This window comes from Chitinophaga rupis (genome assembly GCF_900109685.1).
GTDB classification, from domain to species: Bacteria; Bacteroidota; Bacteroidia; order Chitinophagales; family Chitinophagaceae; genus Chitinophaga; species Chitinophaga rupis.
Genome location: NZ_FOBB01000010.1, coordinates 225,823 through 240,104 on the forward strand (window position 1 = coordinate 225,823; position 14,282 = coordinate 240,104).

9 protein-coding genes are annotated in these 14,282 nt (G+C 46.0%); 3 read left to right on the forward strand and 6 right to left on the reverse strand.

Features of this window, described 5'->3' with window-relative positions:
• Positions 1 to 338: 338 nt before the first annotated feature.
• Entirely contained in the window at positions 339 to 896 is a 558-nt protein-coding gene (locus BMZ54_RS33395) for a helix-turn-helix domain-containing protein (RefSeq protein WP_238386710.1), read from the forward strand.
• Positions 897 to 994: 98 nt separating this feature from the next.
• Here BMZ54_RS33395 and BMZ54_RS28175 read toward each other — a convergent pair whose 3' ends face one another.
• From BMZ54_RS28175 to BMZ54_RS28195, 5 genes are all read right to left on the reverse strand, one after another.
• Positions 995 to 3,190, reverse strand: coding sequence for an alpha-N-acetylglucosaminidase (locus BMZ54_RS28175; protein WP_238386711.1), 2,196 nt, complete (start codon positions 3,188 to 3,190; stop codon positions 995 to 997).
• A 99-nt stretch (positions 3,191 to 3,289) separates the two neighbouring features.
• Positions 3,290 to 4,909, reverse strand: a complete 1,620-nt coding sequence (locus tag BMZ54_RS28180; protein WP_089919830.1) for a RagB/SusD family nutrient uptake outer membrane protein — start codon at positions 4,907 to 4,909, stop codon at positions 3,290 to 3,292.
• A 23-nt stretch (positions 4,910 to 4,932) separates the two neighbouring features.
• Complete coding sequence (locus BMZ54_RS28185) at positions 4,933 to 8,193, reverse strand: TonB-dependent receptor (protein WP_089919992.1); 3,261 nt, start codon at positions 8,191 to 8,193, stop codon at positions 4,933 to 4,935.
• Between the two features lie 471 nt (positions 8,194 to 8,664).
• Positions 8,665 to 9,897, reverse strand: coding sequence for a FecR family protein (locus tag BMZ54_RS28190; protein ID WP_089919832.1), 1,233 nt, complete (start codon positions 9,895 to 9,897; stop codon positions 8,665 to 8,667).
• Between the two features lie 138 nt (positions 9,898 to 10,035).
• Positions 10,036 to 10,641 (reverse strand): RNA polymerase sigma factor, encoded by a 606-nt coding sequence (locus BMZ54_RS28195; RefSeq protein ID WP_162277690.1) that lies wholly within the window; start codon positions 10,639 to 10,641, stop codon positions 10,036 to 10,038.
• 103 nt (positions 10,642 to 10,744) lie between these two features.
• Between BMZ54_RS28195 and BMZ54_RS28200 the strand changes: the two genes are divergently transcribed.
• Together BMZ54_RS28200 and BMZ54_RS28205 are read left to right on the forward strand one after the other, a co-directional pair.
• Entirely contained in the window at positions 10,745 to 11,593 is an 849-nt protein-coding gene (locus tag BMZ54_RS28200) for a helix-turn-helix domain-containing protein (protein ID WP_089919835.1), read from the forward strand.
• A 65-nt stretch (positions 11,594 to 11,658) separates the two neighbouring features.
• Positions 11,659 to 12,648: an aldo/keto reductase gene (locus BMZ54_RS28205; protein ID WP_089919837.1), complete on the forward strand. Its 990-nt coding sequence runs from the start codon at positions 11,659 to 11,661 to the stop codon at positions 12,646 to 12,648.
• Between the two features lie 132 nt (positions 12,649 to 12,780).
• Here the strand turns inward: BMZ54_RS28205 and BMZ54_RS28210 are convergent, their stop codons facing one another.
• Complete coding sequence (locus BMZ54_RS28210) at positions 12,781 to 14,259, reverse strand: serine hydrolase domain-containing protein (RefSeq protein ID WP_089919839.1); 1,479 nt, start codon at positions 14,257 to 14,259, stop codon at positions 12,781 to 12,783.
• Positions 14,260 to 14,282: the final 23 nt, after the last annotated feature.

Sequence of the window (14,282 nt, forward strand, 5' to 3'; positions counted from 1 at the left end):
ATTTATTACACGGTATGATCAAACGGGCGCTTAAACAAACTTTTACGTTATTGAATGTCGATCGTGTGGAGCTTGACTCAAAATGGAATTATAAAAATGTGATCAGCCCCTATTTCAGACTATATTATATTGATGCAGGGGCCGGCGAAATTTCTGATCTTTCAGCTAATGTCAGGCTTGAGCCGGGTTTTTTATACATCATACCAAGCTTCACCTTATGTAACCTTACCTGCCAAAGCTATCTCAGACAGTATTTCGTACAGTTTTTCGAAGAGTCGTCAGATGGCATCTCCCTATTTGCAAATAACCGGTCCATTTTCAGCATAAAAGCTACAGAAATGGATATTATGAACGTTAAACGTTTATTGGAGATCAACCCGGGCAGAGGGATCAACCGGTCAGACAATCCCAAAGTATACGAAAAAAATATTTTCTACAAAGAGTACCAGGAGCGCAATAACCAGCAAAACATGTCAACCTTTATAGAAACACATGGCATTCTTTTGCAGCTGGTTTCCCGCTTTCTGTCGCCGGAGATCTTTAAACATAACGAAGCGGGTCAGATACCGGCTAAGATCCTGCATGCGATCAATTATATTCAGCTAAACCTGGATCAGGATCTGTCGGTCACTCAGCTGGCAAAATCAGCGAACCTGCATACCGATTATTTTTCACGCCTGTTTTATCACTACACCGGAGAAAGGCCTGTAAAGTACATCCATGAAAAAAGGATCGAGCGGGCTCAATACCTGATGGTAACAACCCAGATGACCTATTCTGAAATTGCGGCGCAAACAGGCTTTGAAAATGTATACTACTTTTCCAGGATCTTTAAAAGGATCACAGGAACCTCCCCCGGTCATTACAAAAAGCAAATGGACTTACTCAATTTTTAAATGGTGATGCGTTTTCTCATTTCACTTACGCAGGTGAGCAGCGGACATTGAATGTGCTGGTGCACGGTGTGCAACAGATGGCATTGAACACGCATTACCTACTCATAAGCTGCTCTAATGGCAGGCCTGTACTTTTCATACACCTGTAATGCTTTGCTTATGCTGCTGCCTGCCGGCTGTACAGGAAATGCTTTTTGCTCATTTACCCAGCTCCACTCCCACTGCTTAATGTGCTGTTCAAACAATTTAAGGTCTGGCTCCGTTTGCATACGCAGCGATTGTTGCAGCATCTGAAAAAACTGCGCCCATCTTTTTTTATAAAAATCATTTATTAAACCGCTCCATTGCCGGTTAGCATATTCATGTAAGGGGCTCTCGGCATCGCCCCATAGCGTTACCAGGTCACGGGCATTACGTTCATATAACGCCTGTTCTGCAGCGGTAGTGCCGCAACGGCGTGCGCTTGCAATCCAGGGGCCCAGCATAAAATCTTTACGTGTTGCCAACAGGGCATCCATATCGCTCATTAGCTGCAGGAACCGGCGGCTGTATTCCGCAAACGCTGTGCTGTCCTTATCCTTAAAAGCGCCTTTCCATTTTGCCTGTAAGGGAAGCGCGTAATTGGCAAGCACCTGCCGGGTAATATCAACAAGGTCGTAGCGGAAGCCGTCTGTATTTATGCCATTCTTTGCAGCATGAATGAATAAGTCCCACGCGGGTAACAGCTCTCCGGGCGGGTAATTGAGCCGGGTGCGCGTCCATACGGTGGTTGAATCAAATGTGGGCCGGCCCGTAATAATTGATTCTGCGCCATCCCTTATATCTTTTCCATTGTAAGCGGTGGCCCTTAATACCTGCCAGGCTTTCACCAGGCTGTCGCTGGCAACACCATAACGGTTCAGCACATATTTTTTCAGCCATTCGTTTAAGTCAACAGGTTTTATTTGCCAGGTATGCTGCATCATCAGCTCATAGATCACAGGATTTTGTTCAATGGCTTCCATGGTTAAGCCAATGCCTGATAAACGTCCGGAAGCGCTGTCATTTAAAGCCATGGCAGGCCCGCCGGCAACGCCGTCCATTCTCCCAAACAGGTTTACGTTGCCGCCAAAATTGTTAAGCATGTTCCAGATCCAGGGTTTGCCATAGAATGCAGCTGTTCTTTTCCACACAGGCTCTATTTCTGCGGCAAGGTCCAGCAATATCATTTTATTATCCGGAACGGCCTTTAGCAGGGCCTCTATCTGCGGGGCTTTCCAGAACTTCCGGTCACTGTAGAACAGCCAGCCCTGCATCACCCAAACAGCTGCAGTATCTGCCTGCCGCATGCCTTCATAGATCCTTGCACTCAGCTTTGACAGGAAAGAGGGATCATCAGAAGGAGGCTCATTTTCATTGAAGGTATCGGCGGAATACAAGTGATCAGTACCAAACAAGCGGGTTTGCGCTTCCAGGAATTTCTTTCCGATGGTTGCAAACAGCGGGTCTTCCGAATCCAGGATGTAGGTATCGGAGAAACCGTTTGTCCAGTTGGTTGCTTTCAGCTTTGCTCCTGGAAATCTTTTCTTAAACGCAGCCGGAACATGGCCGGTAAAAGCAGGAAGTACGGGTGTCATACCCAGCTCTCTTTCCCGTTTAAGGATCTGCTGCTGCAGCACTTTATGGCTTTGCATCCAGCTAAGCGGCAGCGGGCCGCCCCAGCCATCCAGGTTACCCATCCAAAACCAGGAAAAATAAGCAGGGCCGCAAAAAAAGTCGGCCAGCTCCTGGTCGCTAAAGCCCATTTCTTTATACACCGTGTACCAGGTATATTCCTCACCGGTAATAGCCAGCGGCATGTTAATGCCATGCAGCGCCATCCAGTCAATTTCTTTTTCCCAACGGTCCCAATCCCACCAGCTCATGCTGTAGTTAAAAGTGCAGTAGTTAAGATAATAGCGGTATTGATAGGGTGTTTGCCTGCGAACCTTTTCTTTTAGAACCGGAAGCTTTTGGGGCAGATGAAGGTTGGTACCATTCCAGGTGACCTGGGAATGGCAATATTCAGTAAGGTAATAATACAGTGCCGCAGCAACGGCCACACCATTATTGCCTCTCAAAATAATTCTATTGGCGCTGCTTTCAATTTCAAACACATCTTTTCCATCCTGCCGGGATAAGCCCTCCACTTTGAAAAAAGCTGCCTGTTGGGGAAGCATTCTTTTAATAAGCCCGTAAGATGCCTGTGCATCCGGTTGTGCATTTACTTTCAGCAAAAGGGCTACGCAGCATAACAATAAAATAAACTTTCTCATCATCGACCTTGCTTTAGGTATAAAATAACATGCTGAAATTGAATAACCCGGGAACGGATCCCCGGGTTATATAAAATCTTCACCGATGGCTTACAACACTCAATAGCCAGGGTTTTGCGTAAGCGCGAGATTAAGACTTAATGCCGAGGTAGGGATTGGAAAAATCCGGCGATAAGTTTCGGTATTAGTCTTAAAGCCCCACTTATCCTCAAACTTGCCGAAGCGGATCATATCATTCCGGCGCCAGGCTTCCCAGGCAAATTCACGCGTACGCTCTGCATACAAAGTGGCAAGCGTTACGGCCGTCCAGGGGGCCGTTGTAGTACGCTGCGCCCTTACATCGTTCACAAGAGATAAAGCTGTTTGGCCGTTGGTGGCAGCACCGCCCCGCAATATTGCCTCTGCCTTCATCAGCAATATATCCGCATACCTGAATACCGGTATATCATTGTTCTGGTTACGGGTAGGTGAGCTTGCATCGGGATAGAACTTGATATTGCGGTACCCCATATTCCAGCCTATTTCATCGTTACCCACATCAAATTGCGATGCATCGCCCTGCCTTAAAACAATATCAGGTGTGAGCTTTACATGGAACAATAATGCACCGGAAGGATCGCTTCCTGAATAAAACTGGTCATAGCCCAGGTTAGTAGTGGCAACGGTTACCGGCGTAACACCGTCATTCATATACTGCAAACCGGTAAGCCATTGTCCGTTCCTGACATCGTTGGGATCATTAAAGAAGGCATAATATTCAGGCAGGGTACTTGCAGGACCACCCGGCGTAAATGGCAGGCTGAATTTTTTGGTTTCGCTGCGCGGTACATCGTAACGGGCATGTATATTCACACTTCTGAAAGGAAAAGTGTTGGCTGCTGTTGCATCGTAAGGAATAGCAAAAATAAATTCAGGCGTTAGCGGTCCATTGTCAGGATAAAAGATCTTAAGATAGCTATCCTTTGGCGCTAATGCATATCTACCGGATTTAATGATGTTGTCGCAGGCGGCAATACAATCATCATTACGCTGCGTGCCGGTATACACCTCTGCATTCAGGTACATTTTAGCCAGTAAGGCATAAGCGGTGTACAGGTTAGGCCGGCCATAGGTGGTAATACCGGTTACGGTGCTTAAAGAAGGAATAGCGGCTTTGATCTCGCTTTCAATAAAATTAAATACCTGTGCACGGGGTATATTAGGCTTGGGAGTAAAATCGCCATACAGGGTATCTATAGGTACATTCCCATAGTTATCCATCAGCATAAAATAAGCCAACGCCCGCACCATTTTAAGCTCAGCCAGGCTGGTTTGTTTAAACGCGCCGGCCGGCATATTTTTAGTCAGGATAGACAGCGCCTGGTTGGTGGCGCCAATAGTAGTTACCAGCCAGGTCCAGTTACCATTCACATAACCGTTGTCTTTTGTCCAGCTATGGTAATGCATTTCCTTATTCTGCCCGCCATCATACCAGTTACCGCCCCGGGCAGGCATAATGCCTTCATCCGTACTATAAGATTGCATAAAGAAATACTCAACGCCATAATTACCGCGTAGCGCAACATAGGCCGGGCCCGCAGCCTGTACGAACTGTGCGGAATCCTGCGGAAAAACATCGGGTGTTAATTCCGTGGAAACCGGCACCTCCACCTTGTGACAGGCGCTGAGGGCAAAAGCCAGGCACCCTATACCAATACTATATTTAATTAACTTTTTCATGATTAATGATTTTTCAGATTAGATCAAAATGCCGCGTTCAAGCCAAACAAAAAGGTGCGCGTTTTAGGATAGAAGTTGTTATAATCAACTCCGGGCGCAATACCTCCCTGGTTCACTTCAGGATCAACCCCTTTGAATTTTGTGATCACGAACAGGTTGTTCACAGACGTGTATAACCGGATGTTCTTAATATACCGGCCCGGGTTTTTGAAATTATAACCCAGCGTTGCATTATCAAATCTTACATAAGAGCCGCTTTCTATAAAACGGGAAGAGTATCTGTATGCGTTCACATCGGCGATAGATTCATTACCGGCATCTACCAGAATGTTGGAGTATTGTGCAGTAGTAGGCCTGAAAAGATCTGCCCGGGTGGCGTTAAATATTTTGTTCCCGAACACCCCTCTTATAAAAATATTGAGATCGAAATCCTTATAGTGGAAACTGTTGGACCAGCCAGCCAGCAGCTTAGGCTGTGCGCTGCCCATATAATGGTAGTCAGTGCCATTGGACGGAGAGGTGGTAAGCTTACCATCGCCCCCTACATATTGAGATACGCCATCAGCGTTCTTACCGGCATATTCCAATGTGAAGAACTGACCCAGCGGTTTACCCGATTTTAACAGCTGTAAAGAGCTGCCGGACTGGCCACCGCCTTCCGGGTAGCTTACTGCCAGCGAATCGCCGCCAGTGAACAGCGGGTTTTTGAGGCTGGTTATTTTATTGGTGTTATGTGCCAGGTTCAGGTTGGATGTCCAGCTGAAATTTTTGGTTTGCACGGGCGTGGCGCTAAGTCCCAGCTCAATGCCCTTATTATTCATACTTCCCCCATTGGCTGTAATGGTTCCTGCCGGAACAAGCTGCGGGTCAACCCGGTAGGGATAGATCATACCCGTGGTATTCTTGTTATACCATTCCAGTGTACCGCTTAATTTGCCTTTTAATATTGCAAAGTCGATACCGATGTTAGTGGTGGCTGTTTTTTCCCAGCGCAGGTCAGGATTATCGGCCTGGGTAGGGCCATAGGCTGCTACCAGCACACCGTTATAATAATACGTTCCAAGGCTGCCGGAGATAAGCCGTGCGGTATAGGCATTAAAACCGGTGGCATTACCTGTTACGCCGTAGCTTGCTCTCAGCTTTAAGCTGGTAAAAATTTGCTGTTTGTCCATAAACGCTTCATTGCTGATGCGCCATGCAGCACCTACAGAAGGAAAGTATCCCCACTGGTGGTCGGTTCCGAAAACAGAGCTGCCATCCCTTCTGATAGAACCCTGTAACAGGTACTTATCCTTGAAGTTATAGTTTAAGCGGGCAAAGTCTGAAATAAGCCTTGTTTCCTGGTAAACACCGTTAGGGCCAAAGTCAATACGGTACGAGCTAACCGCATAAGGATTACTTAATGCAAAGTTTCTGTAAGCTATGTTATCAACAGGAAAATTGGAGGTAGAGGCCTGGAAACCATCGCCATTAACAAAATTCTGCCATGAGTATCCCAGCACCGCGTTTATGTTGTGATCACCGAACTTCCGGTCCCAGGTAAGGTAAGTTTCAAGCAGCTTGCTCGTGTTCTGGAACGAGCTTCTTACCGCCTGCCCGTTTGTGCCGAATGTTTGCTGCGAGTGTGCACCTAGTCCGGGATCCGGGTTATCATACATGTTGGTGTAATGATCTGTAAAATACTTATTGTAATAGGCTCCGTATAACAAGCTGGTGCTTTGGTAAGCAAGATTCATATCGTATGTGAACCCGAAAGGCAGCTTAACCTGCGTGGTGAAGCTGCCGACCAGGGTATTGTTCTTATTGTTTACCTGGCTGTTATCCAGCATGGCTACCGGGTTATAGTAGTTCTGGTTCTGGAAGTTCTCAAAATAGGTTCCATCCGCATTTTTAATGGGTGAAACCGGCAGGTACAGCGCAGACTGTAACAATACGGTATTCCGGTATGCAATATCATCAGAATTGGTATGGGAGTTGGTTACCGTAAGCCCGAATTTTACTTTATCATTTAAAGCATATTGTTCTACAGCCATGCGGGCAATCACACGTTCCAGGGAGCTGGATGTAAGGATCCCTTCTTTACGCATGTAGTTAACACTGGCTATGTAATTGCCGTGTTCTCCACCGCCGCTGAAAGAGAGGTTATGATTATGCGAAACTGCGGAGCTGCGTTGTATGGAGCTTTGCCAGTCGGTATTTGCGCCTTTATCATCCGCGGGAGAAAAAGCCAGGTTATTCTTTTTAAGAAAATCCCTCAGCTGGCCGGCATCCATCATATCCAGCTTGTTGGATACTTTTTCCAGCCCAATGTAACTATTGTAGCCCACCTGCATCTGTCCGCTCCTGCCCTTCCTGGTGGTGACCATAATAACGCCGTTGGCGCCGCGGTTACCATAGATAGCCGTGGCAGCGGCATCTTTCAGCACATCTATTGAAGCAATATCATCCGGCGCTATTACAGAGATATCTGCGCCGGGTATACCGTCAATTACATAGAACGGCGTTTGTGAGCTGTTAATGGTGGAAGCGCCCCGCATAACAACTGCGGCCGGCTTATTAGGATCGCCGCTGGCTGAAATATTCAGGCCCGGCACCTTACCCTGTAACAACTGGCCTACATCACTTATTGCGCCCCTGTTAAGATCTTCTGCCTTAACAGTTGAAATAGCGCTGGTTAAGGCGGCCCGGTTCTGCTTACCATAGCCTACCACCACAAAATCACTCAATGTCACTTTGCTTTCTGCAAGGTTTACGGCAACAAAAGGCTGATCATTAAACGCCAGCTCCTTTGGATCATAACCCACATAGGAAAACACCAGCACTTCGCCTTTATTAACGCTTATGGAAAACTCGCCATTCGCATCAGTGGTGGTTCCCCGCTGCGTGTTCTTTACCAATACGCTTACGCCAATGAGCGGTGTACCATCAGCGGCGGTTACTTTTCCCTTTATATGCGCGGGTGGCAGCGGGGCCTGGTAGTCGGTCTTTTCCCCCGGCAGCTTTATAATAATGGTGTGGTCCACTATAATATATTCAAAACCCTGGCTGTTAAGGCATTTCTTCAGGGCCTCGTCAATATTCACATCTTTGAGCTCTATAGAGATCTTATCTACATTTTTCAACAACGATGACCTATACCAAAACGAGTAACCGCTTTGCCTTTCAATTTCTGAAAGCACTTTTACGAGCGGTGCATTTTTAGCTTTAAGGGAAATTTTCTGGGCAACTCCCTTGGCGCTAACCTGTAATAAAGCAGCAAGTATTAAAATGGTGGTTAATTTCATAACCAATAACGTTTTGGATAACAACCGGCTTCGGATAAGGCCGTGCAAGGCAGGCCCTAACCTACCGGTTTTGCGGTAAGCAATCAGATTCATACATTTGTTTTGATTTGGTTAATAAATAAACAGTTCCTGAAACAATTGTTTAGTCTAAAGATTAGCTCAAATTAAACCGGGGACGGCTCCAACGTTCCCGGTCTTTATTTGGTCTAAAGTCAGCTTTTCATTCTCTCATCATATTTAAGTGCTTGTTTTAGCAATGTTGTGGTGATACAATTTCATGGTAAGTCGTGGATTGTTTACATTCCTTTATTTCCTGTTTGGTTGATATCCGGTTACAGTTATGGCTTATTAATACCGCCATCTGTAACTTTGTGGAACCGTTTTGCTGTGTAGGCGGCAGCATCCCATGGATAATTTTTTCATTGTTCACTTTTCATAGTGGATCAATAGCTTTACCGCTTATAACTTATATCAGGCCGTTACAATAATTTTTCTTCCTTCAATTTTAAAATGCAGATCGCTCAGCTCCAGGATCTTAAGCACCTGTGTAAGGCTAATATTCTTTGATATTTTCCCTGTAAAACGATCAGTTGGTATAGGCCCCTCGTAGCTTACTTCTACATCGTACCACCGGCTCAGCTGGCGCATAATGGCAGGAAGCTCGGTATCATTATACTGGAACACGCCGTTTATCCAGGCGGTTTCTTCATCTGCATTAATACTGCTGGTAACTTTCAGATCGCTGTTCTGTTTAACCAGCCTGGCCTGCTGCATAGGACTTAGCAATACGCTGTTATTACTTTTGGTTACTTTCACCGCTCCTTCCAGCAAGGTTGTTTTCACCACATTTTCATCGTCATAGGCCATTATATTAAAGTGGGTTCCCAGCACCTCTACCTGCATACCGCCACCGGCAGCTGCTTCATTTACATGCACAATAAAAGGCACATTGCGGCCATCAGGAGCAGTGTGCTTGCTCACTTCAAAATATGCTTCCCCGGTTATTTGCACATTCCGTTCAGTGCCGGTGAAAGCCGTTGGAAAACGCAGGCTGGATCCGGCATTGAGCCAAACCGCGGTATTATCAGGCAGTATTATTTTATAGGTACCGCCCCGGGGCGTTGAGATGGTATTATATACTACCGCACCGGCTGCGCCCTTAGCCTGGTAGGCAAGCTGACCGTTATTTAACTTAATGATACTGGTATTGCCCTGCCGGGAAAGCTGGCCGTTCTTAGCGCTGTCAAGTGTAATAGTACTGCCATCAGCCAGGGTTAATATGGCTTTATTACCACCGGGTTGCACATCTTTGATGGCGGCAGCAGTCTCAGACCCTAAAGCTCCTGCATCCTTTGCCCCGTTCCCCCTGTTGAAATAATATAAGCCGCCCAATACCAGGCCTGTTAAAACCGCAGCTGCAGCAATGCGTTTAAAAGAAAAGGTTCTTTTAACCGGCATAGGCACTACCGGGGCCTGAGGCTCTTCTCCGGACTTTTTAAGTACTTCGGAAAACATTTCAGGCAGCTGCCCCGGATCGGATAAACCCCTGTCTATTTTATTTTCAAGCCGGGCACGCAGCACATCGTCCATAACAGCAAGGCCGGGTTCTTTTTGTACTTCCGCCAAAAAGACCGCAAGCTCTTCCTGCCCGATCGTTTCATCCAGAAACTTTTGCACTAAATGCTCAAATGCCTTCCTTTCCATAAAATATTACCTGGTTTACAAGGGATTTATACATTCACACTTTTAAATATGCTGCAAAGAGAATGATAAAGCACAAGGCTTCATAACATACCTTTTATATAAAAGACGTAATTAAAAGACAGAAGGGAGCGCCGGTGTTTAAATTTTTTTTTGCAGGAGTAATAACACGAACGTGTACAACAGTGAATTGCCCGTATGCTGTTCAAGAAGATGGCGTACCTGGACGATAGCCCTTACGATATAGCTTTTTACCGACTGTTTGGAGATCCCCATCTGAAGGGCTATTTCTTCATGGCTTAAGCCCTGGAAACGGCTCAGGCGGAAAGCGGTTTGCTGTTGTGGGGGAAGGTGCCGGATTGCCTGGTTCACCGCCTGTTCCAGCTCTTTAAGCTCAAGCTGCTGGCCGGGATGGTAGCATGTTTCGTCAAAATAATTTTTCAGATATTCTTCATTTTCATGCACATATACTTTTTTTCTGAGCCGGTCTATGATCAGGTTGCGGGTAGTGACGTACAAATAGGACTCGAACCTGTTAACATCCTTCAGGGCTTCCTTTTTCATCCAGATCTGCACAAAAATATCCTGCGCAAGATCCATGGATATTTCAGCCGATTTGGTAAAAGTAAATGCGGTGGAGTACACCTGGTCCCAATAGTGGTTGAAGACAACCTGGTAGGATTGCTGATCTCCCTGCGCAATACAGTTCAGGAGATGTTTCTCATTATTTAACCCCTTTAAAAGCACCAGGTGTAATTTATTGCTTACAGCGCAAATAATCAAATATCCGGGGTAGGATAAGGGAAAAAGGGGGTGATAGCCCCGGTTTATTTTACTAATTTTATAAACCATGTATTCTCTCCTGGACGCCATTAAACAGAACAATAAGCTGCCGATACGCCTCATCTCGCCCGGCTTTGGTCACCTCTCACCTGAGGAGGCCAGCCAATATGGTTATACCCATCGCAGAACCCATTATTTCTTTCTTTTCATGGTGGATGGGTGCACACAACATCGTGTTGATCTTCAGCAATGCGATATAAATACAAATGAGCTGCTGGTTGTTCTTCCTCACCAGATGCATGAGCTTTCAGACCCGCAGCACGGCTCTGATTATTTTAAGATCGGCTTTGACGAAAGCTGTCTTTCCCTGTTACCCAGACAATATCCCTTCCTGGTAAATCCGCTGAACACGCAAAAGATCACCTTCGATCCATCTTCCGCTGCCAGGCTGAAGTCGGTCTTTGGGATACTCCTTGAATTATTAAGCAGTATGAACACTGATCCGGAGCTTATCCTGGCGTATCTCAACAGCTTACTAACAGAAATAAATAACGCATATTTTATCGCGGACCGAATGCCGGCTGATGAAAAGCTTTCCAAATATATTGGCTTCAAGGTTTTTGTGGAGAACAATCTTACCGGTCATCCTACAATCAGGGAAATTGCCGGGGAACTGGCTATTAATACAAATAGCTTATATAGTATTGTAAAGCAATATTCCGGGCTTTCGCCCAAAGAATTCATTATCAAACGCCTGATACTGGAAGCATGCCGCCGGTTGTATTATGGAGAGCACTCTTCTATCAAGGAGCTTGCCTTTGAGCTCGGCTTTAACGACCCCGAATATTTCTCCAGGCTGTTTAAGAAGGTTACGGGTAAAACTATTGCCAGGTTCTTTCATGATCTGTCAGGGTAATAATACGTTTTGTCCGGCTGGTTAAGGAATGTTCTGTTCATTTTTGTGCATCAAAAAGATCAGCAATGAACAGAACATTAGGAACAAACGGCCCATTGGTGTCCGCTATAGGTTTAGGATGCATGGGCATGTCCGGCGCATACGGGCAATCAGATGAAAAAGAAGCCATCGCTACCATTGAGCGGGCGCTTGAACTCGGCCACAATTTTTTAGACACCGCAGATTATTATAATGCAGGCCACAACGAGGAGCTGATCGGTCAGGCCATCAAAGGCAAACGCGAAAAAGCCTTTCTCTCTGTTAAAACAGGCCAGCTGTATACTGCCGGCGCTAACGGAGGCATGGCCCCCGGCGGGGTAACTGCACATCCGGATCACCTGCGCAATGCGGTTTTTTACAGCTTACGCCGGCTAAAGACTGAGTATATCGATCTTTATACCCCGGCCAGGGTAGATCCAAACGTTCCCATTGAAGAAACGACCGGTGCACTGGCCGACCTTGTACAAAAAGGCGTGATCCGTTACATTGGTTTGTCGGAAGCATCAGCAGCAAGCATCAGAAGAGCTGCTGCCGTGCACCCTGTTGCTGCGCTGCAGATAGAATACTCACTATGGAGCAGGGACATTGAGACAGCAGTGCTTCCGGCTTTACGTGAATTGGGTATTGGCCTGGTTGCTTATGCGCCATTAAGCCGTGGCTTTTTAAGTGGAGAATTCAAGCAACCGGAGGACATTAAAGATAGCCGTGTACACATGCCACGCTACCAGGGCGAAAACTTTTATAAAAACCTCCAGCTGGTTGAAAAGATCAGGACCCTGGCTGCCGATAAAGGCTGCACCCCTGCCCAATTAGCTATTGCCTGGGTACTCTCACAAGGCAACGACATCATCACCATTCCTGGCTCTAAGCGAATAAAGCATCTTGAAGAAAATATCGCGGCTGAGCATGTTCAGCTTACCCGGGAAGACCTCGAAAGCATTGATACTTTTATGCCTGCAGGTATTGTTTCCGGCACCCGGTACCCGGAAAAATTCCTAAGCGCTTTGAACCGGTGACGGTGGTTTTTGAGTTGCAGTAACACCGTCCCATTTATAGCAGTCTCCGGCTCAGGCAAGGAGGCTGCATTCAAAATTGCGCCGGATGCTTAACTTTAATATTATAGATCAAGCGCCTATCAGTGACCAACTTTACCTCCTCTTCAGCGCTCTTACAACCACCTTCTCACCCTGCTTAACTTCAAACAGGTCAATAACACCGTCGTTCTGCGAACTTGAAAAAACACAATTATCAGTTGGGGAAGACATAAGGAAGAAAGTATCTAAGCCTGTAGCATACATTTTTTCCGGTCTTCGCACCGTTAGCTCAAGACTGTCCCCTTTTTTAACTATGGAGACCTTTATTTGGGGATCTTCAGAGAAATAGTCGCCCGCATATTTTTCAAGCAGTGTGTCCGGCACTTGAATGGTCTTCATGACCAGTGGGCTGTAAAAGTCTTTCCATTGATAGACTGTAGCAACACTATTGATAATTTCATCTATTAATGCCTGTCCATTCTCGGAATTGGTTAAAACCACCACGCCATTCCCGGTGGTAAAGCTGCCATAATAATCGCTTCTATAACCAATATTTGCCCCGCTGTGCGTAAAATATTTCTCCCCGCCTTTTTCCTGGATGAAGGTGCCTAAGGCAGCCTCGGAGGAACTAAGCACGGGCGTTAACATTTCTTCTGCAACCCTTTTTTTAAGGATTGAAGGCCCGGTATCTTTTAAAGATTGCTGTATGGCAATAACGAATTTCGCAAGGTCAGTAGCTGTTGCCCAAAGCCCATCCGGCGCCAGCTCCGGGTAAATATTAAATTTCCCTTGCAGTACCTGCATACTGCTATCATGCGCGGCAGCAAAGTTTCTGTATTGCCGATAATTAAGAGGCTGAGAAAATGTGCTGCTTGTCATTTTAAGCGGCTTCAGGACAACGGCCTGCATGATGCTGTCATAATTATTTGAGATGTTGTCATCCAGGATCTTTCGGATGATGACAGTGCCGCCACCTGAATATTTAAATTGGGCGCCAACCGGGAGGATCGGCTTAACAGCGTCACTATTGGCCGGTCTTTGCCCGTTGAGGATCTGGTTAATTGCGGGTATACTGTCACTCGTTGCATACCCCATGAAACCACCTGTACTAAGGCCAGCGGTATGGCTAAGTAAATTTTTGAGGGTAATTGTTTTGCCTTTGGAAAATTCATTATCCGGAAATGTCCAGGTTCTTAAATATTCCCTTATGTCCTTTTCTAAGGACAATTTCCCATCCTGTACCAGCTTCATGATGCCTAATGCATTTACTGATTTACTGATGGAGGCTGCCTGGTAAAGGGTTCCTGTATTTGCAGGCTGCCGTGTTCCTACATCAGTGTACCCATAAGCTTTTGCCCAAACAATGCTACCATTGTTTATTACGGCTATAGAAACGGAGGGAACTTTGTAAAACCTCATCCGCTCAGCAATACTATACTTAGGTATAATGCTGTCTGCAAATACGACCTGTCTTGTTTCCGTAAGGCCGTTCTCCACTGCTTTAATCCGTAATTGTTCAGGCCTGGTTTGGCCAAACCCTAACAGCCAGGTCAGGGTAAATAATGAAATAAAAATTAGTCTTTTTAAGGTCATTTTAAATAGTTAGAAGTAATAAA

Excerpts from the sequence above, each read along its gene's own strand:
- BMZ54_RS33395 (WP_238386710.1), top strand. The coding sequence starts at position 339 with ATGGATATTATGAACGTTAAACGTTTATTGGAGATCAACCCGGGCAGA.
- BMZ54_RS28175 (WP_238386711.1), bottom strand. The coding sequence starts at position 3,190 with ATGAGAAAGTTTATTTTATTGTTATGCTGCGTAGCCCTTTTGCTGAAA.
- BMZ54_RS28180 (WP_089919830.1), bottom strand. The coding sequence starts at position 4,909 with ATGAAAAAGTTAATTAAATATAGTATTGGTATAGGGTGCCTGGCTTTT.
- BMZ54_RS28185 (WP_089919992.1), bottom strand. The coding sequence starts at position 8,193 with ATGAAATTAACCACCATTTTAATACTTGCTGCTTTATTACAGGTTAGC.
- BMZ54_RS28190 (WP_089919832.1), bottom strand. The coding sequence starts at position 9,897 with ATGGAAAGGAAGGCATTTGAGCATTTAGTGCAAAAGTTTCTGGATGAA.
- BMZ54_RS28200 (WP_089919835.1), top strand. The coding sequence starts at position 10,745 with ATGTATTCTCTCCTGGACGCCATTAAACAGAACAATAAGCTGCCGATA.
- BMZ54_RS28205 (WP_089919837.1), top strand. The coding sequence starts at position 11,659 with ATGAACAGAACATTAGGAACAAACGGCCCATTGGTGTCCGCTATAGGT.
- BMZ54_RS28210 (WP_089919839.1), bottom strand. The coding sequence starts at position 14,259 with ATGACCTTAAAAAGACTAATTTTTATTTCATTATTTACCCTGACCTGG.